The sequence below is a fragment of the Microcoleus sp. POL10_C6 genome (genome assembly GCF_036701585.1).
In the GTDB taxonomy this organism is placed as follows: Bacteria; Cyanobacteriota; Cyanobacteriia; order Cyanobacteriales; family Microcoleaceae; genus Microcoleus.
In genome coordinates this window covers 1-20908 of sequence record NZ_JAUBRB010000081.1, presented here as the reverse complement: position 1 = coordinate 20908, position 20908 = coordinate 1, and the positions used below count along the sequence as shown (strand labels likewise).

18 protein-coding genes and 1 tRNA gene are annotated in these 20908 nt (G+C 44.9%); 10 read left to right on the top strand and 9 right to left on the bottom strand.

The features are described from left to right. Positions 1-416: 416 nt before the first annotated feature. Positions 417-1367, top strand: a complete 951-nt coding sequence (gene cofG / locus QUA34_RS27650) for a 7,8-didemethyl-8-hydroxy-5-deazariboflavin synthase subunit CofG (RefSeq protein WP_333390403.1) — start codon at positions 417-419, stop codon at positions 1365-1367. A 79-nt stretch (positions 1368-1446) separates the two neighbouring features. Here cofG and QUA34_RS27645 read toward each other — a convergent pair whose 3' ends face one another. The 3 genes from QUA34_RS27645 to cpdA all read right to left on the bottom strand — a co-directional run bounded on the left by QUA34_RS27645 (position 1447) and on the right by cpdA (position 4872). Continuing rightward, positions 1447-2223 (bottom strand): SDR family NAD(P)-dependent oxidoreductase, encoded by a 777-nt coding sequence (locus QUA34_RS27645; RefSeq protein WP_333390401.1) that lies wholly within the window; start codon positions 2221-2223, stop codon positions 1447-1449. A 202-nt stretch (positions 2224-2425) separates the two neighbouring features. Then, complete coding sequence (locus QUA34_RS27640; RefSeq protein ID WP_333390399.1) at positions 2426-3904, bottom strand: alpha-amylase; 1479 nt, start codon at positions 3902-3904, stop codon at positions 2426-2428. Positions 3905-4092: 188 nt separating this feature from the next. Then, positions 4093-4872, bottom strand: a complete 780-nt coding sequence (gene cpdA, locus QUA34_RS27635; RefSeq protein WP_333390396.1) for a 3',5'-cyclic-AMP phosphodiesterase — start codon at positions 4870-4872, stop codon at positions 4093-4095. Positions 4873-5073: 201 nt separating this feature from the next. Between cpdA and QUA34_RS27630 the strand changes: the two genes are divergently transcribed. Beyond that, positions 5074-5144, top strand: a tRNA-Cys gene (locus QUA34_RS27630). 247 nt (positions 5145-5391) lie between these two features. Then, complete coding sequence (locus tag QUA34_RS27625; protein ID WP_333390393.1) at positions 5392-7398, top strand: RNA-binding domain-containing protein; 2007 nt, start codon at positions 5392-5394, stop codon at positions 7396-7398. Positions 7399-7577: 179 nt separating this feature from the next. Here the strand turns inward: QUA34_RS27625 and QUA34_RS27620 are convergent, their stop codons facing one another. Next, positions 7578-8048, bottom strand: coding sequence for a DUF4079 domain-containing protein (locus tag QUA34_RS27620; RefSeq protein WP_333041475.1), 471 nt, complete (start codon positions 8046-8048; stop codon positions 7578-7580). A 96-nt stretch (positions 8049-8144) separates the two neighbouring features. Between QUA34_RS27620 and QUA34_RS27615 the strand changes: the two genes are divergently transcribed. Next, a complete protein-coding gene (locus QUA34_RS27615; RefSeq protein ID WP_333390391.1) occupies positions 8145-9626 on the top strand; it encodes an ankyrin repeat domain-containing protein in 1482 nt (493 codons plus the stop codon). Between the two features lie 177 nt (positions 9627-9803). On the opposite strand, the gene QUA34_RS27610 is transcribed toward QUA34_RS27615, so the two are convergent. Together QUA34_RS27610 and purH are read right to left on the bottom strand one after the other, a co-directional pair. Then, the gene (locus QUA34_RS27610; RefSeq protein ID WP_333332134.1) at positions 9804-10736 is read right to left on the bottom strand and encodes a 2OG-Fe(II) oxygenase; all 933 of its coding nucleotides are present in this window, start codon (positions 10734-10736) and stop codon (positions 9804-9806) included. A 333-nt stretch (positions 10737-11069) separates the two neighbouring features. Next, positions 11070-12617, bottom strand: a complete 1548-nt coding sequence (purH, locus tag QUA34_RS27605; protein WP_333390389.1) for a bifunctional phosphoribosylaminoimidazolecarboxamide formyltransferase/IMP cyclohydrolase — start codon at positions 12615-12617, stop codon at positions 11070-11072. 549 nt (positions 12618-13166) lie between these two features. On the opposite strand from purH, the gene QUA34_RS27600 reads away from it, so the two are divergent. Further along, entirely contained in the window at positions 13167-14984 is a 1818-nt protein-coding gene (locus QUA34_RS27600; protein ID WP_333390386.1) for a PAS domain S-box protein, read from the top strand. A 203-nt stretch (positions 14985-15187) separates the two neighbouring features. Here the strand turns inward: QUA34_RS27600 and glcD are convergent, their stop codons facing one another. From glcD to QUA34_RS27585, 3 genes are all read right to left on the bottom strand, one after another. After that, a complete protein-coding gene (gene glcD / locus QUA34_RS27595) occupies positions 15188-16663 on the bottom strand; it encodes a glycolate oxidase subunit GlcD (RefSeq protein WP_333390383.1) in 1476 nt (491 codons plus the stop codon). Positions 16664-16732: 69 nt separating this feature from the next. Next, positions 16733-17617, bottom strand: a complete 885-nt coding sequence (locus tag QUA34_RS27590; RefSeq protein WP_333390381.1) for a DUF6671 family protein — start codon at positions 17615-17617, stop codon at positions 16733-16735. 92 nt (positions 17618-17709) lie between these two features. Beyond that, a complete protein-coding gene (locus QUA34_RS27585) occupies positions 17710-18084 on the bottom strand; it encodes a transporter (protein ID WP_333390378.1) in 375 nt (124 codons plus the stop codon). 141 nt (positions 18085-18225) lie between these two features. Between QUA34_RS27585 and QUA34_RS27580 the strand changes: the two genes are divergently transcribed. The 5 genes from QUA34_RS27580 (at position 18226) to QUA34_RS27560 (ending at position 20887) form a co-directional block, all read left to right on the top strand. After that, entirely contained in the window at positions 18226-19437 is a 1212-nt protein-coding gene (locus QUA34_RS27580) for a glycosyltransferase family 2 protein (RefSeq protein ID WP_333390375.1), read from the top strand. A 189-nt stretch (positions 19438-19626) separates the two neighbouring features. Next, positions 19627-19887 (top strand): hypothetical protein, encoded by a 261-nt coding sequence (locus QUA34_RS27575; RefSeq protein ID WP_333332151.1) that lies wholly within the window; start codon positions 19627-19629, stop codon positions 19885-19887. A 6-nt stretch (positions 19888-19893) separates the two neighbouring features. Beyond that, positions 19894-20259, top strand: a complete 366-nt coding sequence (locus QUA34_RS27570) for a type II toxin-antitoxin system VapC family toxin (protein ID WP_333390373.1) — start codon at positions 19894-19896, stop codon at positions 20257-20259. A gap of 128 nt (positions 20260-20387) precedes the next feature. Further along, the gene (locus tag QUA34_RS27565) at positions 20388-20603 is read left to right on the top strand and encodes a hypothetical protein (RefSeq protein ID WP_333332157.1); all 216 of its coding nucleotides are present in this window, start codon (positions 20388-20390) and stop codon (positions 20601-20603) included. Continuing rightward, the gene (locus tag QUA34_RS27560; RefSeq protein WP_333390370.1) at positions 20591-20887 is read left to right on the top strand and encodes a hypothetical protein; all 297 of its coding nucleotides are present in this window, start codon (positions 20591-20593) and stop codon (positions 20885-20887) included. Before QUA34_RS27565 ends, QUA34_RS27560 begins: the two co-directional genes overlap by 13 nt. Positions 20888-20908 lie beyond the last annotated feature (21 nt).

Below are 20908 nucleotides of genomic sequence, written 5' to 3'. Positions count from 1 at the left end.
CACAAAAGCGTTCCCAGACATTGGCGCTTTCGCGCTGCTGTAAGGTTGTTGTCATTTGTTTATGATTGCTTTATTTGATTTTCAATGTTCGCGACGGCTTTGTGTTCCGCCATGTAAATAAACATAAAGCTTTTATTTCAGTTTGTAAAGGCCTTTTAAGAACAGTTTTTCTTATATGTGTCATAAATTATGCTTTTTAAAAGCCAGAAGGCTTGCTATATAAGGAGTTGAAAAGCTGAATGCGGAATTGGTGGACGATCGCCCACGAAAGAAGAATACTCATAATCTACCTGGACAACGAGATTCCGGGCTTGCGTCAGTGTTAAGATAGATGAAGGGTTGCGATCGCAAACCGCAAAACTCCCATTGACATATATATGTTGTTGCACAAGTCCGATCGATAAAAATCCCAAGGAATGTCCCGCAACGTCACCTACAGCCCTGCTTATACTCTGGTTCCCACTTACGAGTGTTTTAACCGCTGCACCTATTGCAATTTTCGGGCAGAACCGCTGCAAAGCCCTTGGCTAACACTCGCAGAAGCCGAAAAACAGCTTTTGCTCCTGCAAACTCAAGGTGTAATTGAAATTCTCATCCTCAGCGGCGAGGTACACCCTCACAGTCAACGGCGAAAAGCTTGGTTGCAGCGAATTTACGATTTGTGCGAACTGGCACTTGCTCTGGGATTTTTGCCGCATACTAATGTGGGACCGCTCAGCTTTGAGGAGATGGCACAGTTAAAAAAGGTAAATGTATCGATGGGGCTGATGCTAGAACAGCTTGCCCCACATTTGTTACAAACTGTTCACCGACACGCACCGAGTAAAGTGCCGGCGCTACGGCTGCAACAGTTAGAATGGGCTGGGGAATTGAAGATTCCGTTTACAACTGGTTTGCTGCTGGGAATTGGGGAAAGTGAGGCAGATTGGATTGAGACGCTGGAGGCGATCGCCCGCATTCATTCGCGTTACAATCACATTCAAGAAGTTATCCTCCAGCCACACAGTCCGGGAAATCAGCAAAGTTGGGACGGTGAAGTTTTTGATGCTACAAAAATGCCGGAAGTAATTGCGATCGCCCGCAGCATTTTACCATCCCAAATCAGGCTGCAAATTCCGCCGAATTTAGTTGCACAGCCAGACATATTACTTGCTTGTTTAGAAGCAGGTGCTAGAGATTTAGGAGGAATTGGGCCGCGGGATGAAGTTAACCCCGATTATCCTCACCTGCAACACCAAACCTTAACAGAAATTTTAGCGGCATCGGGATGGCAACTCGTGCAGCGTTTGCCTGTTTATCCTCAGTACGATAAGTGGCTGCCCCCGACATTGCAAACTACTGTCAAACACTGGAGAGTTAGTCCTTAGACCTTCTTATTTCTTAGTACCCCTCTGCTGCGACTTCGTTTGACAATAAGCCGTTTCAACCGCATAATATATTAATATTTTAAATCAAAGAACCGCCACCATCAATCCAGACTTCAGTACCTGTGATGAAGCTGGAGGAATGTGATACCAGAAATAACACTAATTGAGCGACTTCTTCGCTAGAACCGGCCGTATTATCCGTCAAAGGAATCATGTCTTGAATGGAATCAGGGTCCACTGGAATGCGATCGAGATGGCGCTTAACAGTGCTTTCCTCAATGGCAGTTAGCACCCCACCCGGACAGATCACATTGACTCTAATTTGGCAGGCTGCGAGTTCTAGCGCCAGCATTTTTGCAAAGGCTACTTGGGCAGCTTTTGAACAAGCGTAGGCCGTGGCACCAACTTTCCTGAAACTTCTGGTGCCATTAATTGATGATGTAATGACAATCGAACCTCCTTGTTTTTTCAGATGAGGAATAGCATACTTAACAGTCAAAAATGTTCCTCTGAGGTTGGTGTTAATTGTCCGATCCCACTCATCGGGTTCTATCTCCTCTATCGGCGACCATACACCGTTAATACCAGCATTTGCAAACACAATATCAATTCTTTGATATTTGTCAAAAATTGTTTGAAATGCTTGTTGCATTTGCTGAGAATCCCCAACATCTGCGGCAATAGCCAGCCCGCAGCCTCCTTCATTGACCAACTGGCGGACGGTTTCTTGCCCCGTTTCCAAAATGTGATCTATAATAGCAACTTTGGCGCCTTCCTTGGCCATTAAAATTGCTGCTGCATGACCAATTCCCGACCCACCGCCGGTAATAACTGCAACTTTTTCTGAAAGTTTCATATTTTTTTAGATAAATATTTTTTTGGGCGATCGCATAGCATAAAAATAATACTAGAGAGAGGACTTTAGCCCTCACTACCAACAAGTTTCTTTCATCAAAATCATGCAAGTTAAAAGTGGTTTAAGGTACTAATTATAGCGGTAAGGTGTGCAGTGCACACCCTACTTTAGGCAGAGGATTACGTCAATTTTAACGTAGTCTTTACGGCTGTGGCACCCAGACCGAAACAGAACCGGCGTTACACCTAAAATCAGCCCAACCATCGTCATTAGTTGTGATTGATTCTTTGATGTGTTCGGTGATGTCAATATAAGTTCGATTCGGTTGTCCGACTTCCATAAACTTGGTGCCATCGCCTCCGTTACTGAGTACCACAGCCATGCCGCCCGGATGTTCTTCATCTCCGAGTCGCGTCCAGCCAATGGTATTGGCGTGGTCGAAGTAATCGTACTGATTGCCGTAGGAATAAGTTTGGCGCGCGAACAAGAATTTATCGAGAATAAACTGATGTTTGTCTAACCAAATTTCGTATTCGTTGCCATCGTTTGCTGTATCCTTATAGTTGGCGCCATAATAGTCCGGGTAAAAAATGCACGGATATCCTTCGCTTCGCAGCAAGATTAAAGCGTAGGCAAGGGGTTTAAACCAAGCCTCGACAACTGATTCTAGGGATTGTAAGGGTTGGGAATCATGGTTGTCAACCAAGGTAACGGCGAGGGCTGGTTGCTGCTGGACGAGGGTGTTATCAAAAATTGTTCGTAAGTCGTAGCTGTTGCCGGCTTTGCTAGCAGCGTAGAAGTTGTAGTGGAGGGGTGCGTCAAATAAGGAGACTTTTCCGTCCGTTGCTTGGATGAAGTAGTGCAAAGCTTCCACTTCGTAAGACCAATATTCGCCGACGGCAAATAGGTCGCGTTGAGCATAGTGGCGAACGTGTTCCAACCATTCTTGGAAAAATTCTGCTTTAACGTGTTTGACGGCATCGAATCGAAAGCCGTCAACGTTTGTTGTATCGACATACCACTCACCCCAGTATTTTAACTCCCCGCTGACTTCTGGGTTGTCCATATCTAAATCGCAACCCATCAGGTAGTCAAAATTACCTTTTTCTAAGTCTACTCCTTGATCGAATTCTTTGCCTTTTAGCAGGTAAACGGCATGGGTTTCTGTGTTGTAAACATTGTAATCAATGGCGTCAAAATGCCACCAATGCCACTCCATGCTGGAATATTTTTTATCGCGACCGGGAAAAGTAAAATGCGTCCAAGCTTTGATTTTTTGATATTCGCCTACGGTGTCATTCCGGTTATCGGGATGGAAGGGTGTGGCTTCGGCTTCTTCTTCTGCATCGGCACCTAATTTGTGGTTGAAGACAACATCAGCATAAATCCGAATTCCAGCATCTTGTGCAGCTTTAATCGCGGCCAAATACTCATCTTTTGTGCCGTATTTCGTGCGTACCGACCCTTTTTGGTCGAACTCGCCTAAATCGAATAAGTCGTAGACGCCGTAACCTACATCCATACCGCCGCCGGTTCCTTTATAGGCTGGCGGCAACCACAGCGATGTAACGCCTATTTTGGCTAAATCTTTTGCAGATTTCGCTAGCTGATTCCACAGGCTGCCGTCGTCGGGGCTGTACCAGTGGAAATACTGCATCATCACGCCATTGAGTTGAGACATATATTTAGTTTTTCCTGTTTTTTTAAATTGCGATCGACATTTATGTTCGTAGCTTGCTAGTTTACGTATGTCTGCAATCTATGGTTAATAAATATCATAAAAGATGGGGCTGCTAAAAAAAATCTATCTGTTGATGTATTGACAACAGAATGTAAATTTGATAATAATTTTAGGCAGACTAAAAAATATTAATTTGGTGGCGATTGTGCGGCAACTCGCTCAACTCTGGTGTTCCAAGTACCGTCGATCGCCAATTCAAGCAATCTAAATCCCGCGGGGATTTCGTCAACTATAATCGGATGGCTTTTGGGTAAAAGTTGGATGCAGGTGCTGGGTGTCCCCAAGTAGGTAACTGAGCCCCGCTGTTGTTGAAATTCTTGGTGAATGTGGCCGCAGAGGACTATTTTGATTTGAGGATATCGATCGACAATTGCGAAAAATTCATCGGCATTGTGCAGCATCATTCCATCCATTATTTCAGAGTCGATCGGCAGCGGATGATGGTGCAAGGCAATGATAACAGGTCGATCGCCCGTTTGTTGCAGTTGAGAGTCGAGCCAATGCAAGCTTTCGGGGGAAAGCCGCCCGCCGTCGCATCCGGCTTCCACACTCGAAAGTAATAGAAACTGCCAGTTTCCTAGCATCCATGATTTTTCTGGGGAAAGGGGCGGTTGATTTAATATTTCTGCCATGACTGGGATGTTGTCGTGGTTCCCAGGTATCCAGTAGGCGGGAATTCCGAGGGGGGCGATGAGGGAGACGAGGCGCTGGTAGGATTCGGGTGTTTCGTCTTGGGACAAGTCGCCTGTGAGTAGGAGTAAGTCGGGCGGCGGCTGTATCTGTTGCAGGCGATCGAGAACTGCTTGGAGGGTGCGGGTTGTTGAGAGGCCTTTCCATTCTCGATCGATCTCTGCAAACAAGTGAGTGTCGGTGATTTGGGCGACGAGTAAGGGAGAAACTGGTGTCATGGCTGGTGTTGCGGGTCGTTGCTATAGTTCTAGAGTACCTTCCCACAAGGGTTTTGGGGATATGGGAAAAAAGGGCGATTCCCTACCCTTCGGGAACCCACGCGCGTTGGGGATAGCTGCGCTTTACGAAATTTTTGACAGGTATGTTAAAAATTTCGAGATTTGGTGTACTATAAGAAAACGTCAAATTTCAGACGTGACGGCGGCATAGCCAAGTGGTAAGGCAGAGGTCTGCAAAACCTCCACCCCCAGTTCAAATCTGGGTGCCGCCTTTTTTAATTTCTACAGTAACAAGTTGTTTGTCACTGATAACAGATTTTTGTCCATTGAGGGAGAAGGAACCAGAGTTTACGAATCCGGTTGCGCCTGGTTGGTTTATGCTGTGGTGGAATTCATTCATGGCGATCGATCTGGTAGAGTTTGATATGGCAAGGGCGATCGCTTCCTTAAAATCTGGTGAGCTTGTGATTCCGGTTTGGTGCGACCCCTCCCTCCTCTTCCAAAGAAGACAAAACTTAAATGGATTTAGAAACATTACTCGATCGCATCAACCTTGGAGAAGACCAAGACATTGAATTTAAGTCTGCTGACGGTGGTTTCCCCAATAATGAAGTTTGGAAAACTGTATCAGCATTTGCCAATACAGATGGTGGCTATATTGTTCTTGGGGTTAAAGAAACTCGCACAGGGTTTGAGAGTTCGGGTGTCCGCAATCCTAACGGTTTACTTAAAGAGTTTTGGAATAATCATAATAATCCGCAAAAACTGAGCTTCTCAATTTGCGGCAATTCTGACGTACAAACTTTGAAGATAGAAGATCGTAATTTAGTTATTATTAAAGTTCCCAGAGCAACCAGAACGCAACGCCCTGTTTATATTAACAATAATCCCATGATTGGGACATATAAGCGCAACCATGAGGGGGATTACCGTTGCACTGATGCTGAAGTTCGCCAAATGTTGCGCGATGCCAATGATGCACCTCAAGATATCCAAATTTTAGAAGGTTTCGACCTTAGCGATATCGATGCAGAAACCTTAAAATCCTTTCGTCAACGGTTTAGCTCTAGAGAACCGGATCATCCTTGGCTGGCATTAGACGATTCCGACTTGTTGCGTCAGTTAGGGGGATGGAGTCGCGATCGCAGCACAGGTAAAGAAGGCTTAACTATTGCTGGTTTGTTGATGTTTGGTCGGGAACGAAGCATTTTAGATGCCCTGCCTCACTACCAACTGGATTATCAGGAGCAACTTTCTGACGATCCAGAAACACGATGGACTTACAGACTAACACTTGATGGCAAGTGGGAACCTAATCTATTTAACTTTTACTATCGCGTTTATACTCGTTTAGTTAATGATTTAGAACTTCCTTTTAAACTCGACGAAGATGCCGTGCGTCGAGGCGAAACTCATGTGCATGAAGCTTTGCGAGAGGCTTTAGTCAATACTCTTATTCATGCCGATCATCAATCAACTCGCCCTTTAACAATTACTAAGTACAAAAATGGTTTTTCGTTTTCTAATCCGGGTCGTCTGAGAATTTCTCTTCAGCAGCTTTACGAAGGTGGCGTTAGCGATCCTCGCAATCCTAATTTGCAAAAAACGTTTCAAATGCTTGGCTTAGGAGAAAAAGCAGGATCGGGCTTTGGAAAGATGATCCGCGCATGGATAGAGCAGCAATGGTTTCCCTTGGTATCAGAGAAGTTAGAGTTAGAGATGACTTTTGTTGCTTTACCAATGGTGAGCATGATTCCCGAAAATGTTGAAAAAGAGTTAAGGGAAATCGTGGGAGATGACTACTGCCAACTAACACAATTAGAGCGCATTATTTTGATACTGGCACATCAATCAGGAGAAATTAGCAATGCTGACATTCAGTGTTATAGCCGAGAACACCCCAGAGATATAGGGGAATGTCTCAAGCGATTCGTAAATAATGGTTGGTTAGAACGCTCTGGTCGTGGGCGTGGAACTCAGTATGCTCTACCACATAAAGGTCAACCTGATTTACTCTCCCTGATTCCCAACTCCGAACATTATGAGTCAAGCTCCGAACATTACGAGCCAAGCTCCGTGCATAACGAGTCAAGCTCCGTGCATAACGAGTCAAGCTCCGTGCATAATGAATCAAGCTCCGTGCATAACGAGCCTAACTCTGTGCATAATGATGAAAACTTATTTTTACTAGAAATAGCTACTCCTGTGCGAGAAAAAAATCGGGTAAGCCCTGAGTTAATGAGAAATACTATTCTGAAACTTTGCTCGGAAAGATATTTAACTGCCAAAAGATTAGGTGAACTATTGAATCGCAGTTCTGAAACAATTAGGACTCATTTTATTAATCCAATGTTGTCAGAAAAATTACTAGAAGTCAAATATCCTGACGAACCAACTCATCCTCAGCAAGCATACAGAACCTTATTGTCTCAAGTAATCAGCAAGATTTATGATACTCCGCCATCTTCCCAAACCCCAGAAAACATCGTTGATACCAGCTATCCGCCCACAACGCCGGAACCTTAAACTTTGGAATACAATTGAGAGACTCTAACCGTAAACGCAACTGATGCCGATCGCACCCCGTCGCTGTTTTAAACTGCCACTCTATTGTATAACAAGGAGGCTCAGGATAATCTGACAATTAAATTGCTAATCACTAATCGCCCCAAAGCAATTAGCAATTAGCAATCTTACCCAAACGATCACATTTTGCTGATAATTCTTTGCAGGATTTCCACGCCTGATACCGCTTGCCAGCCAAACAGCCCCAAAAGCACAATATTCAGAAAGATGTGAGTGTTTCTCGCCCAATCACTGCCTTTTTGCATCAAAGGAGTCAGCGAGGCTGCGATCGCAATTATTGCCGTCATTCCCAACCCTGCTAGCAAGTGTGGCCCGACAAATAGTTTGCCGTTGTTGATGTAGGTGACGGCCATTCCGCCCACTGCACCCGTTACCATCAAGGCTAGCAGCAAAGAACCCATCTGGTGATGCTTGATGTTGAATTTGCCCTTAATTAACTCTTTTTTGACTTCGCCTTCGGCGCTTCTGGTACGTCGGATTTGCAGCCCGAGATACAAAGCATAAAATGAGATAGCCAGCAGTACCCACATTAAAACTGGGTGGAAGAATTGGCTCCAAACTTTCACTGACTGAGGAATTTCGAGATTCATAGTGTTCTGAGGATTAGCAAACATACTTCATAAAACTTAGCATACCAGTCAGGCCGTCTCGTGCGACGGTAAAAATATACGGTATGAGAGACTATTATGGCTGCCACTAAACAAGACGCTGTATTGATTCAAGCCGCCAAGACTGGCAACATTATTCACGTCCAAGCTTTACTCGCTAAGAATGTTAACGCTAACGCCAAAGACTCTGAGGGGACGACGGCTTTGATGTTTGCGGCCCAAAAGGGCTATACAGAAATCGTGCGTACTCTACTAAACAATGACGCTAATGTCAACCAGGTGAGCAGGCGTTTTGGGCTAACGGCTTTGATGCTGGCGGCGGCTCACAAACAGGCTGACTCTGTGCGACTGTTGTTGGCTGCGGGTGCTGATGTTAATGCTAAAAATGATGATGGAAGTACGGCTTTAATGGCGGCTTCTCTGAAGGGCGATATCAATGTTGTGCGGATGTTACTTGATGCTAATGCTGATGTAAATGTGCGAGATAAAGATGGAGATTCTGCTCTGAAAATAGCTGCTTTATCCGGTCATGAAGCTGTTGTAAAAGCTTTGGTGGAGGCGGGTGCTGTTGCTGACAATTCTATGCTGTTTTTAGCTGTCCGTCAAGGTAGCGCTGAAATTGTGCGAATTTTGCTCAATAGTGGGGCGGATGCTAATGTTAAAAATCTAGAGAGCAAAACTGCTTTGATGCTGGCTGCGACGGCGGGAAATTTGGCTGTTGTCGAGGCGCTGTTGGCTGCTGGTGCTGGTGTCGAAATTCCCGACAAAAACGGAGAAACTGCTTTAACTTTGGCTGCGGATGCCGGCAATACTGATGTGGTGCAAACTTTGCTTGGTGGGGGTGCTAATGCGAATGTGAAAAATGGAGATGGGGGCACGGCTTTGATGGCCGCTGCTGCTGGCGGAAATGCGACGATCGCCCATATCTTACTCGATGCTGGCGCGGATATCAACGCTAAGGATAAAGATGATGAAACTGCTTTGAATTTTGCGGTGGTTGAAGGCTGTGAAGATGTGGTGGAATTGCTCTTAAACCGAGGTGCTAGTGTCGGTTCGAGAAATCGGTTGGGCGATACGCCTTTACTGGTGGCGGCTGTTCACGGCCATAGTGCGATCGTATCGGCTTTACTGCAAAAAGTAAATTCAAATCGGGCTGAGTTTCTGAATGCTAAAAACTTTGGGGAGACGGCTTTGACGCTGGCTGCTTTTCACGGACATACCGAGACGGTGAAGGCTTTGCTTGACGGCGGTGCTGATCCCAATATCCCGGCGGATTTGGGGAAAACGGCTTTAATGAAGGCGTGCGATCGCGGTTATATTGCGATCGTCCAATTATTGCTGGAAAAAGGTGCCGATGTCAACTTGCTAGATGATTCCGGCGCAACTGCTTTAATGTGGGCCGCACATCGGGGTTATGCTGATGCAGTAAAAATTTTAATCGCTGCTGGTGCAGAAATAAACCACAAAAATCCGGGAAATTATACAGCTTTAATGCTGGCTGAGTTTAAGGGTTATTCCAATGTGGTGCAATTGCTCAAAAATGCAGGAGCACAGGAGTAAGAATTAAATAGTTTTGAGTAAGGTAATTCTGTCATTCTGAGGGTAGGCTTTGCGAAGTGAAAAAGCTCACATATCGGGACTTACGCATTGTAACGGTGTGGCAATAATTTGAGATTCTTCGCTTTACTCAGAATGACAAAATTAGGTAATTAGTGCGTCCAGGACAATGAATTAACCTCAGTTTGCTTTGCGTACCCAGCCGTTAATAGTAAAGCGGCTATCAGCAAAAGCTTTTGAGGGACAGCTAACTCGCAAAACTTCGTGCATATAGCGACTTAGAAAAAATACGATGCTATTATTGCGAGGCTCCACGGTTCTGAATGTCTTGTCCGCCACATAAAAATTGTTCTCGATTTTGCTGTCATAAATCTGCAACTCGCCACCAGAAAAACCCTTGGGTTCTCGATAGAAATAGTAAACGTAAGTAAAAAATCGGCTGGCGGTATCTGGCGAGCCACTGTCGTTGTGAAGTTTATAAAAGTTGTTGTCATTGTGCATGGTTAGCTGAGCTTCTATCTCACCCAGGGGAAATGACGGAATATTTAAACTCTTGAGCACGTCGGGGAGAATTGCTTTGATGCGATTAACCATCAGTTCGGAAAATTCGGGGAACGAGTGGAGTACCATCGAACGGCGGTAATCTTCGGCATTAGTTGAGGTGCTGGTACTCACAAATTCTGATTCTTTTGCTAAGACATATTTGATGAGTTTATTCTTTTCTGCAGGGGTCAAAAAGTTGTCTATTTGGGCGTAGCGAGATATTAAATCGTCATTTACAGGCGGCGCAGGGGCGGGAATTTCTGTGACGGGAATTTCTACGGGAGTTGCAAGCTGCTGGGGTTGCAGTTCCTGCAAGTAAATTGGGGGTTCGGTGACTAATCCGACTAGGTTTTCGCCGGGAAAAGAAAGGGCGGAACGGCCTCCGTCTATAGGGATTTGAAATAAGGTGGAAAAACCGGGTGTTTGTTGAGTGCGATCGACTAATGTTTTGACAAGGCTGTGCAATAATGGTGTATCAGATTTAAGGGTGACGGTGCATTGATGTCCGCCAGTGAGGAGGATTTTGACTTTTATGTCTTGGGGTTTAATTTGCGGTTGAGTGTAAGTCATAATTTTTGAAGGACGCAAGCGGACACTGGGTAGGATATAACAGTTTTGATTGGTGTCATAGTCTTCCAGATCCCCCCTAACCCCCCTAAAAAAAGGGGGGACAAGAGTGTCAAAGTTCCCGTTGTTAAGGGGGAGACAAGAGTGTCAAAGTCTCCCGTCGGAAGACGGGACAGGATTCTTCTCAAAGTCCCCCTTCTTAAGGGGGATTTAGGGGGATGGAGACTTAGAGTAAAACCAGAGATACAAAGAAATTCCGACTTAAGTTAAGACCAATAAACACTATTGTATCCCTACAATAAAATACACAATTGAGAATTGCTTTAGGTATTATTCCTAATGCAAGAAGTGGCGGATGTCGGTGAAAACCATTGTGATTCCGAGTTGGTTGGCGGCTTCAATGGAATCTCGATCGCGCATACTTCCTCCCGGTTGGACGATCGCAATTATGCCCGCCTCAGCCGCAGTTTTGACTGAATCGTCGAAGGGGAAGAAACCGTCGCTGGCCAAAATCGCTCCTTTGCTCTTCTCTCCTGCTTGTTCCAATGCTAGTTTAACTGAGCCGACGCGATTCATTTGTCCGGCGCCGACACCGATTGTAGTGCGATCGCGCGTCACAACGATCGCATTTGATTTGACGTGTTTCGCTACTTTCCAAGCAAACAGCAATTCTTCCAACTCTTGGGCCGTCGGCTGTTTATCAGTAACAACCCGCCATTTGCTAGTTTCTTCTACTATATTGTCTGAGTCTTGCACCAGCAAACCGCCTGCAATAACTTTAACAGTTTGTGGCGGCCCTTGAGTCAAATCTGGCAAAATTAATACTCGAACTTTCGCCTTTTTCTTGATAATTTGTTCGGCTTCTGGTTCGCACCCTGGCGCGACAATACATTCTAAAAATGTTTGAGTTAAGGCCGTTGCGGTAGCAGCATCAATGGGGCGATTGAGGGCGACAATGCCGCCGAAAGCTGAGACTGAATCGGTGTCAAAGGCTTTTTGATACGCTTCAGAAATAGTTGTTCCCAAGGCTGTGCCGCAAGGATTTGTATGCTTCAGAATAGCGGCGGCGGGTGTGTCGGGGAATTCTACGATCAGCCGCCTTGCTGCTTCTAAATCTACTAAATTATTGTAGCTTAATTCTTTACCTTGCAGGATGGTGCTAGTCGTCCAGCCTGTCGGTATACTTCCGCTTTGATACCAGGTGGCGGCTTGATGGGGATTTTCGCCGTAGCGCAGAGTTTGCAACTCTTTTCCTGATAAATTAAACTCGTCTGGTAGCGAAGATTCTTCAGCGGATTGGCTGCTGCTGAGATAAGTTGCGATCGCGCGATCGTAGTTGGCTGTATGTTTGAAGGTTTCTAGCGCACATTTTTGCCGAAACTCTAAGGATGCTTGACCGCCATTTTCCCGCAGTTCTTTTAAATAATTATTGTACTGTTCGGGATCGCACAACACTGTCAAATGAGCGTGGTTTTTGGCTGAGGCTCTCAACATTGCCGGCCCGCCGATATCTATCTGCTCAATTGCGTCTGCTAGAGTAACTCCTGGCTTAGCAATTGTCTCTTCAAATGGATACAAATTGACTACAACTAAATCGATCGCCCGAATGTGATTTGCGGTTAAATCTGCGAGGTCTTCCGGTACATCGCGGCGTGCTAAAATGCCACCGTGGATTCGTGGGTGAAGTGTTTTCACTCGCCCTCCCAAAATTTCGGGAGAACCAGTATATTCCGCAACTTTGGTGACTGGGATGCCTGCTTCTTTGAGGGCCGTTGCTGTCCCGCCACTACTAATTATGTCAAATTCAAATTCTTCTACTAGACTGCGCGCTAAGTCGATTAGTCCGGTTTTATTGGATGTGCTCAGAAGTGCTAGACGTGCCATTGGTTTGAAGTTGCGATCATAAAAATAGACAGGTTATATTATATACCAAATCTGGCGGCAGGGAGATGATTTGGTAATGGCTAAGTATGATTATTTTTAATAATTTAAAGATGAGTTCGCTTATTTTAAACCATATTTTTTGTCAAACTTATATAATATTTTATACTGACCAGTGGCTTCTAAATATGTAGAACTTGCGCGTGGAACTGGTTATTTTGTGAGTGCGAGGGGGATTGAAGCCATATTCAGCTTGCACAGTTCATGTCGCTACGTAAGTGTCAATGTTGGTGAAATTACTTAATAAAACTTAATAGATAAATTAATGGCGATGCTCTTGAATTTTAACGATGTTTTATGATGAATTCTAAAAGTAATGTGCTAGCATCGGGTGTAAATTGCTCTCTCCCTAAATTTCCCGGAAAATTGGGCGAGCGCAACACCTTAATCTAAACAACAATTTAGTAGGGCTGAAATATGTTTTTTCAAGAAGCAGATCCAGAAAATAAGCTCAGTAATATTAGCAGGAATCATAAAAAAACTGATCACAATATGACCCATAGAACAGAGTACCAACAGATTCCCAAAAAAAGAGCCGAGAATTCGACAGAGGCAAACATTTCTGAAGCTTATAGTCTTAGTCTGTGCGAACTGCAGCAGATGGAGCGAGCAATGGAACAGCTAAACCAGCAGTTGAAAGCTAGCGAATCTCGGTTTCGGAATGTGATCGAAAAAAATGGTGACGGCATCGCAATCGTTAACAAGCGAGGACTTGTCTGTTTTGCCAACCAGTCAGCAGAAGCGCTGTTTAACTGCACGGCAGAGGAACTTTTAGGGCAAGCATTTTTTGGCAATTTAGTAGTAGAAGTTTCAGCTTGCGACCTTGAGATGGCGACGGATATTATTCCCCAAGTTGGAAAAACAGAAGCACCAGGAACTCGCGTCGTGCAAACAGAAGTTGAAGCTATTCGCAAGCAAAAAGCAAATGCTGTAGTAGAAATGCGTGTGGTGGAAACGGAATGGGACGGAGAAATGGCTTATTTAGCTACGCTGCGGGACATTACCGATCGCAAACGCGCAGAAGAAATGCTTTGGTTGTACGATCGAGCTATCGCAGCTACTAGCACTGGAGTTACGATTTCTGACGCCACTGACCCCGAAAATCCAATTATTTATTGCAATCCCGCATTTGAAAGCATGACAGGTTATCGGCGGCAGGAAATTATCGGGAAAAACGGTCGATTTTTGCACGGAAGCGATACCGATCCGGCGGCAGTAGAAATAATTCGCCAAGCCTTGCAAGCAGAAAGCGAATGCAAGGTAATATTAAAGAATTACCGCAAAGACGGAACCGCTTTCTGGAATTGTTTCTCAATATCTCCCGTGCGCGATAGAACGGGTAAATTAACTCATTTTATCGGCGTACAGAGAGACATCACCCACAGCAAACAAGCCGCAGAAGCATTGCATAATTCCGAAGCACAAAGCCGAGAACAAGCAGCTCAACTAGCAGCGGCGCTGGACGAACTCAAAGCCACTCATTCCCAATTAGTTCAAAGCGAAAAAATGTCGAGTTTGGGATTGCTAATTGCTGGCGTCGCTCACGAAATCAACAACCCAGTCAGCTTCATTTACGGCAATCTCGCTCATCTCACAAATTATACTCAAGACTTGTTTCACCACCTCGAACTTTATCAACAGCACTATCCTAATCCAGTCGCCGAAATTCAAGAGGAAAGAGAAAAAAATGATCTCGATTTTTTAGCTGAAGATTTACCTAAAATACTATCTTCAATGAGCGTTGGTGTCGATCGCATTTGCCAGATTGTGCAGTCGCTACGGAACTTTTCGCGGCAGGACGATGCACAGATGAAACCTGTTAACCTCCACGCAGGTATTGACAGCACGCTGTTAATTCTCAATCACCGTTTGAAAGGGAACGGAGAAAAGCAGCCAATTCAAATCCTAAAACAATACGGAGAATTGCCGACTGTTGAGTGTTTTGCTGGACCGATAAATCAAGTTTTTATGAATATTCTCAGCAATGCGATCGATGCTTTAGAAGATGCGAACAGTAGGCAAAATTGTCAAGAAATGCTAGAAAATCCCAGCCAGATTAGGATTTCTACGGAAGTTGTCGGCAATTTTGTAGAAATAAAAATTGCCGACAAGGGCCCAGGAATAACGGAGGAAGTCAAACAGCGCATATTTGATGCCTTTTTTACTACCAAGCCCATTGGCAAAGGCACGGGAATGGGTTTGTCAATTAGCTATCAAATTATTGTAGAAAGACACAAAGGCGAATTATATTGTACTTCGGAATTGGGTAATGGTACGGAATTTACTATCAAAATGCCGATCGCACATTAGCGCGAAATGTGCAATCTGCACCTTACCAACGTGATATATAGGCAAGCAAGTGAGCGGGAATCTCGCACTCGTAAAAAACGATTTTTATCGTTTTTTATCGTTACCATACTCTGGCTGGGAACGCATACTTAGAGGTTTTGCATCCCCATTGTAGAGACAATTATCAGGTGCTTTTCGGCTCACCTTACCCCATAAATAGGGAATTAAAAAACCTCCGCACCTTCCAACTTCTTAAAAGTTTCAACCTTAGCCCTCGCCGCTTCCCCGCAAGTCTTCGGCGTCGGAAACATCTTCCCAGGATTCGCCAAACCTTTCGGATTAAACACCTGACGCAGCCACTGCATCGTCTCCAAATCTACCTCCGAAAACATATCCGGCATAAAACACTTCTTATCAGCACCGATGCCGTGTTCCCCCGAAAGACTTCCCCCAACTTTCACACAAAGCCTAAGAATTTCCCCGCCCAATTCTTCCACCTTTTCCAGCGCACCTTTTACCGAGTTATCGTACAGAATCAGCGGGTGCAAATTCCCGTCTCCCGCATGAAAAACATTAGCAATTCGATAACCGTATTTCTCGCTCAAACCCTCAATTTCTTTCAAAACATACGCCATTTGCGTTCGCGGAATTACGCCGTCTTGCACGTAATAATCCGGGCTGAGATGACCCGCCGCCGCAAAAGCAGCTTTCCGCCCTTTCCAAATTTTTAGGCGCGTTTCCGGGTCGGTTGCCGTGGTGATATTTCGCGCTCCGTTATGCTTGCAAATATCAGCAATCCGCTGTTTGTTTGTGGCAACTTCCACTTCTAAACCGTCGATTTCAACGAGTAGAATTGCCGCCGCATCACGGGGATAACATCCAGTTGCCACCACATCTTCCACAGCATTGATGCTGATGTTGTCCATAATTTCCATGCCGCCGGGAATAATGCCAGCGCTGATAATATCGGAAACTGATTCGCCCGCGGCTTCTATACTGGAAAAATCCGCTAGGAGAACGCAAATCGATTCCGGCGCTTTGAGAATTCGCAGAGTAACTTCTGTAGCGATTCCTAAAGTGCCTTCGGAACCGACAAATACACCAGTTAAATCGTAACCGGGCATTTCGGGAATTTCGCCACCGACATCGACAATAGAACCGTCTGGAAGTACCAATTTTAATCCTAAAACGTGATTCGTTGTGACTCCGTATTTGAGGCAGTGAACCCCGCCAGAATTTTCTGCAACGTTGCCGCCAATCGAACAAATAATTTGACTGGAAGGATCTGGCGCGTAGTAGAAACCAGCGCCGCTAACTGCTTGCGTTACCCAGTTATTAATTACTCCCGGTTGCACGACTACTTGCTGATTTTCTAAGTCTACTTTCAGAATTTTTCGCATCAGGGCAGTGACAATCAGCACGCAGTTTTCTACAGGCAAAGCGCCGCCGGAAAGGCCTGTTCCTGCGCCTCTAGCCACCCAGGGAATTGAGTTGCGATCGCATATATTGACCACTTGCGCCACTTCCTCGGTAGTTCGAGGCAATACCACCATGGCGGGGCGCTGGCGGTAGCTGGCAAGTCCGTCGCACTCATAGACAATCAATTCTTCTCGGCGCTGCACAACGCCATTTTTGCCAACTACAGCCTCGAATTCTTTAATAACGGGTTTCCAGTTGCGTTCTGTTTCTACGGCTATCATTAGTGATTTTTATTAGGGAACTATGAATAATATTGTTGCAAATTTTACTAAGTTTAGCCAATTATTTTTCTAAGGGTTGCAATATTGACACAGGGAAGGATCGGCAGTCTCTCTACCGTCTGGAAATAGTTTTTCTTTAGTATAACCACAGTTTTTGCATTTATAGATTGCCGATTGCGCTAGCTGAGTCGGAAAATAGCAAAGTCCGCAGGGCAATCCGATTTTCGTCTCAGCAATATCGAATCCCGGCCAACCGCACTCCGGGCAGAATTGCTTAAATTTTTTAACTAAATCGAGAGTTGCATTTTCGATGTTTTTCATCCGAGTTGGATTGTACATCGCCCGCATATCTGTTTCGATATGAACTCGGCCGGTTGACGATTTTTTTAAGCCTGCTGTCACAGCGTCAAAAAGTTGTTTTTCTGTCCTAATGCCCTTGACAAATTCGCCGTTACCGAGTTCAGCGTCGCCAACTATAACCACCACTCCATGTTCGGGAAATCCAGCTTTTTTAGCAAAATCATCTGCTTGTTCTATACTGGAAACTAACTGGTGACTGTAGTTAGTTTCAACCGAGAAAGAGTCGCCGATTAATTCTAGATTGTTGGCTCGATCTAATAAAATTACGATTTCTCTGTTAGCTGGCAGATACGGCATCATTGGGTGAGGGCCGAAAGTACCTTCGCTGGCAAAGGCCAGAGTTTCGCCGGCAATTTCTAGGGCTTTTTGTGCTTTATGGCGAGCCGCTTCTATTTGAGTTCCTAAGCGTTTAACTTCTCTGGTGAAGGTGCCGAATGCGTCAGTGTCAAGCTTCGCAGGTACTAGAATATTTACGCCCAATTCTCGTTCCAAAACGGGAGCCATCACCCGTTCTTTTTGGTGCATAGTAGCAAGAACTGCGGTGCGATCGCTCAATAATTGATGGGGATTCACAGGCTCAGAAATATTAGACATACAGCAGCATCATTTCATAAGAGAAGGCTCAAATACACCCTTTGACCTAAATTATCAATTCAGCACTCAAGCGTCAATCTTAAAAGCGCTCGCTAGTTGCCTCCAGTCACTCCCCCAGCTTGACCTCTGAGTACAAAAATTACTCCTGTCATAATTAGCCCCACGCCTACCAACCGCAGCGGTGGCAAAGGCTCGTGAAATATAAGTTTGCCACCTAAAACAGTAAACAGGTAACTAATTGACAGTAAAGGCGAGACTATGCTAAGGTTTGCCCGCGACAAAACTACAATAAAGCCGATCGAAGAAATTGCATACAAAGAAAGACCACCTACTATCAACGGCTGAGTAGCCATTGCTATAATTTTTTCTATTAAATTAGCAGCGCCAATGGGCCCTAATATTTTAGCTCCTGCCTTCAGACTAAATTGACCTGCGACGCCGCACAATATTGCGGCAAGCAATAACATAAAAACGCTTCTATTCATAAATTTACTAACCTATAGTACAATCAAAAATTGCCGTTCCCAAAAACCTGAAAAACTTTAATTAAGTTTGGCTAGGTTTTATTCACCACTAATATTTTAAGCAGAGATACGGGAAAATCAAGTATGGTCGATCGCGATCGAGAGTGGAACAAATATATGGCAGAGCAGACCAACCCAAACGGAGAATATACTCTAGAACTATCGATACTCATGCCTTGTCTGAACGAAGCAGAAACTTTAGAAATCTGCATCGAGAAGGCACAGAAGTCCCTGCGCGAACTTGATATTGCCGGCGAGGTAATCATAGCAGACAACGGCAGCACTGACGGTTCTCAAGATATAGCTACCAGAATGGGAGCAAGAGTCGTGCCCGTAGCAGCCAAAGGCTACGGCAGCGCCCTGATGGGAGGCATCATGGCAGCGCGCGGAGTTTATATTATCATGGGCGATGCTGACGACAGCTACAATTTTTCCAACCTCGGCTTTTTTGTCAACAAATTGCGAGAAGGTTTCGACTTAGTGATGGGAAACCGCTTTCAAGGGGGCATCAAACCGGGTGCAATGCCGCCGCTGCACAAATATTTAGGAAATCCGGTGCTGACATGGGTTGGGCGGCTATTTTTTGCAAGTCCCGTCGGCGATTTTCACTGCGGACTCAGGGGTTTTAGGAGAGACTCAATTTTGAAACTCGACTTGCAAACAACGGGGATGGAATTTGCTAGCGAAATGGTGGTCAAGGCCTCTGTATACAAGCTGCGGATAACTGAAATCCCAACCGTACTTTCTCCCGACGGCCGCAGCCGACCGCCACACTTGCGAACTTGGCGAGATGGCTGGCGGCACCTCCGATTTTTGCTGCTTTACAGTCCTCGGTGGCTGTTTTTGTATCCGGGTACTGCGCTGATGATTTGGGGTCTAATTGTTAGCATTTGGCTGTTGCCCGGTACTCAAAAAATCGGGGGTATCAGCTTTGATGTACACACGCTGCTGTATGGTGCGATCGCAATTATCATCGGTTTTCAAGCAGTAACTTTCGCTTTTTTCACCAAGATTTTTGCCATCAGCGAGAAATTCCTGCCCGAAGACCCCAAACTCAACAAAATATTTCGCTATGTCACGTTAGAGACAGGATTGATTGTCGGAGTCACGCTGATTTTAATCGGAATAGTTGGCTCGTTCTTGTCATTAACTATCTGGAGCGAAACGGCTTTCGGTACTCTCGATCCTTCTAAAACTCTGCGTTTGGTTATTCCCTCGCTCACTTGCCTGACTGTAGGTTTGCAGATGGTTTTGTCGAGCTTTTTTCTCAGCGTGCTGGGGTTGAAGCGTAGGTGATAACATTAAAGTTACTGGCAATATTCCTCAAAACTCAATTTCCATGCAGGGGAAGTTCAGGGCGATCGCAATGCAGGCAATATCGGGGCCGCAGGAACTCGATTTGCGACTATCTGGTATAATCCAACAAGTACCTTTAATGCTCAAAAGGGTTAGAATAGTAGAGATAAAGAATATTTGATATTAGCTATGCAGCGAATATTTGAGGCTACATTGAAGGGAAACGTTTTAGAATGGGCTAATGAGGTTCCAAGACAAGGCGATCGCCCTGTCAGAGTTTACGTTACTTTACAAGAAGAGCGATGGACTTTAAGTGCGGAGTTTCGCCGTCAGAGAATAGTTGAAATATTGGAAAAAATTGCAGCAAATAATGTCTTTGCTGATATTAGCGATCCAGTGGAATGGCAGCGAGATTTGCGTCAAGACCGTTTACTTCCAGGTAGGGATTAATAATGAATGCTGCTAGACAGTGATATTATTATCTACGCTTCCCAGCCCGAAAACTCGCAGATTAGGCATTTTATTGGCGAAAATGACATAGTTGTATCGGCAATAAGTTACGTTGAAGTCTTGGGTTATCATGGGCTAACTGAAGAGTATAGATTGTACTTTGAGGAATTCTTTGGTGTGGTGGAGGTTATACCAATTTCTAACGCTGTACTCGAGCGCGCAGTGCTGTTGCGACAGATAAGGATAATGACACTTGGGGAGGCTATTATTGCGGCAACAGCTTTGGTATATGGCAGAACTTTAGTAACAAGAAATATAGGGGATTTTCGGTGGATTGCTGAACTCACACTGATTAACCCGTTTGAGGCTTAATAAAGATGGGCGATCGCACTTGCGGAAGATAAGGGCGATCGCGCTTTTGGAAAATAAGGGCGATCGTACTTCCTTCGCTCCTAAATTGCTATAATGACAATCAGCCAAAAAATCTTAATGCAGAGTCTATGTCTACTTACAGCACGGTACTGACTCAGGTTCTAAAACTTGCACCAGATGAGCAAATGCGCCTCATCTCTGAATTGTTTGCACATATTCGTCAACGGGTGATTCCTAAGCCGAAGCGCAGTATTTTAGAATTATCAGGCTTGGGTAAGGAAATTTGGCAGGGGATTGATGCTCAAGAATATGTGGATCGGGAAAGAGATTCATGGAATGGATAGCTCAGCTACAGGGACAAGTTGTCGGATTGGATACTGCGCCTCTGATTTACTTTATGGAGCAAAATCCAAAATATCTAGAGATGATGCTGCTTTTCTTTAGATCGTTTAATCGCGGTGATTTTAGGATAGTGACATCAACAGTAACGCTCGTAGAAGTGCTAGTTCATCCCCTGCGACAGAAAAATACTGCCTTGGCTCAAGAATATCGTGAAATATTGATGAATCAAGCAATACTCCGGACAGTTTTTAAAGAGGAATGCGATCGCAATAAAATAGAGAAGTGAAAAAAGTGAGTGCAATCTCAA

Bases quoted from the DNA above. Each gene is read 5' to 3' on its own strand.
- QUA34_RS27580 (WP_333390375.1), top strand. From the start codon at position 18,226: ATGGTCGATCGCGATCGAGAGTGGAACAAATATATGGCAGAGCAGACC.
- QUA34_RS27575 (WP_333332151.1), top strand. From the start codon at position 19,627: ATGCAGCGAATATTTGAGGCTACATTGAAGGGAAACGTTTTAGAATGG.
- purH (WP_333390389.1), bottom strand. From the start codon at position 12,617: ATGGCACGTCTAGCACTTCTGAGCACATCCAATAAAACCGGACTAATC.
- QUA34_RS27600 (WP_333390386.1), top strand. From the start codon at position 13,167: ATGACCCATAGAACAGAGTACCAACAGATTCCCAAAAAAAGAGCCGAG.
- QUA34_RS27620 (WP_333041475.1), bottom strand. From the start codon at position 8,048: ATGAATCTCGAAATTCCTCAGTCAGTGAAAGTTTGGAGCCAATTCTTC.
- QUA34_RS27560 (WP_333390370.1), top strand. From the start codon at position 20,591: ATGGAATGGATAGCTCAGCTACAGGGACAAGTTGTCGGATTGGATACT.
- QUA34_RS27565 (WP_333332157.1), top strand. From the start codon at position 20,388: ATGTCTACTTACAGCACGGTACTGACTCAGGTTCTAAAACTTGCACCA.
- cpdA (WP_333390396.1), bottom strand. From the start codon at position 4,872: ATGACACCAGTTTCTCCCTTACTCGTCGCCCAAATCACCGACACTCAC.
- QUA34_RS27615 (WP_333390391.1), top strand. From the start codon at position 8,145: ATGGCTGCCACTAAACAAGACGCTGTATTGATTCAAGCCGCCAAGACT.
- QUA34_RS27585 (WP_333390378.1), bottom strand. From the start codon at position 18,084: ATGTTATTGCTTGCCGCAATATTGTGCGGCGTCGCAGGTCAATTTAGT.
- QUA34_RS27640 (WP_333390399.1), bottom strand. From the start codon at position 3,904: ATGTCTCAACTCAATGGCGTGATGATGCAGTATTTCCACTGGTACAGC.
- QUA34_RS27625 (WP_333390393.1), top strand. From the start codon at position 5,392: ATGGATTTAGAAACATTACTCGATCGCATCAACCTTGGAGAAGACCAA.
- QUA34_RS27610 (WP_333332134.1), bottom strand. From the start codon at position 10,736: ATGACTTACACTCAACCGCAAATTAAACCCCAAGACATAAAAGTCAAA.
- QUA34_RS27590 (WP_333390381.1), bottom strand. From the start codon at position 17,617: ATGTCTAATATTTCTGAGCCTGTGAATCCCCATCAATTATTGAGCGAT.
- cofG (WP_333390403.1), top strand. From the start codon at position 417: ATGTCCCGCAACGTCACCTACAGCCCTGCTTATACTCTGGTTCCCACT.
- QUA34_RS27570 (WP_333390373.1), top strand. From the start codon at position 19,894: ATGCTGCTAGACAGTGATATTATTATCTACGCTTCCCAGCCCGAAAAC.
- glcD (WP_333390383.1), bottom strand. From the start codon at position 16,663: ATGATAGCCGTAGAAACAGAACGCAACTGGAAACCCGTTATTAAAGAA.
- QUA34_RS27645 (WP_333390401.1), bottom strand. From the start codon at position 2,223: ATGAAACTTTCAGAAAAAGTTGCAGTTATTACCGGCGGTGGGTCGGGA.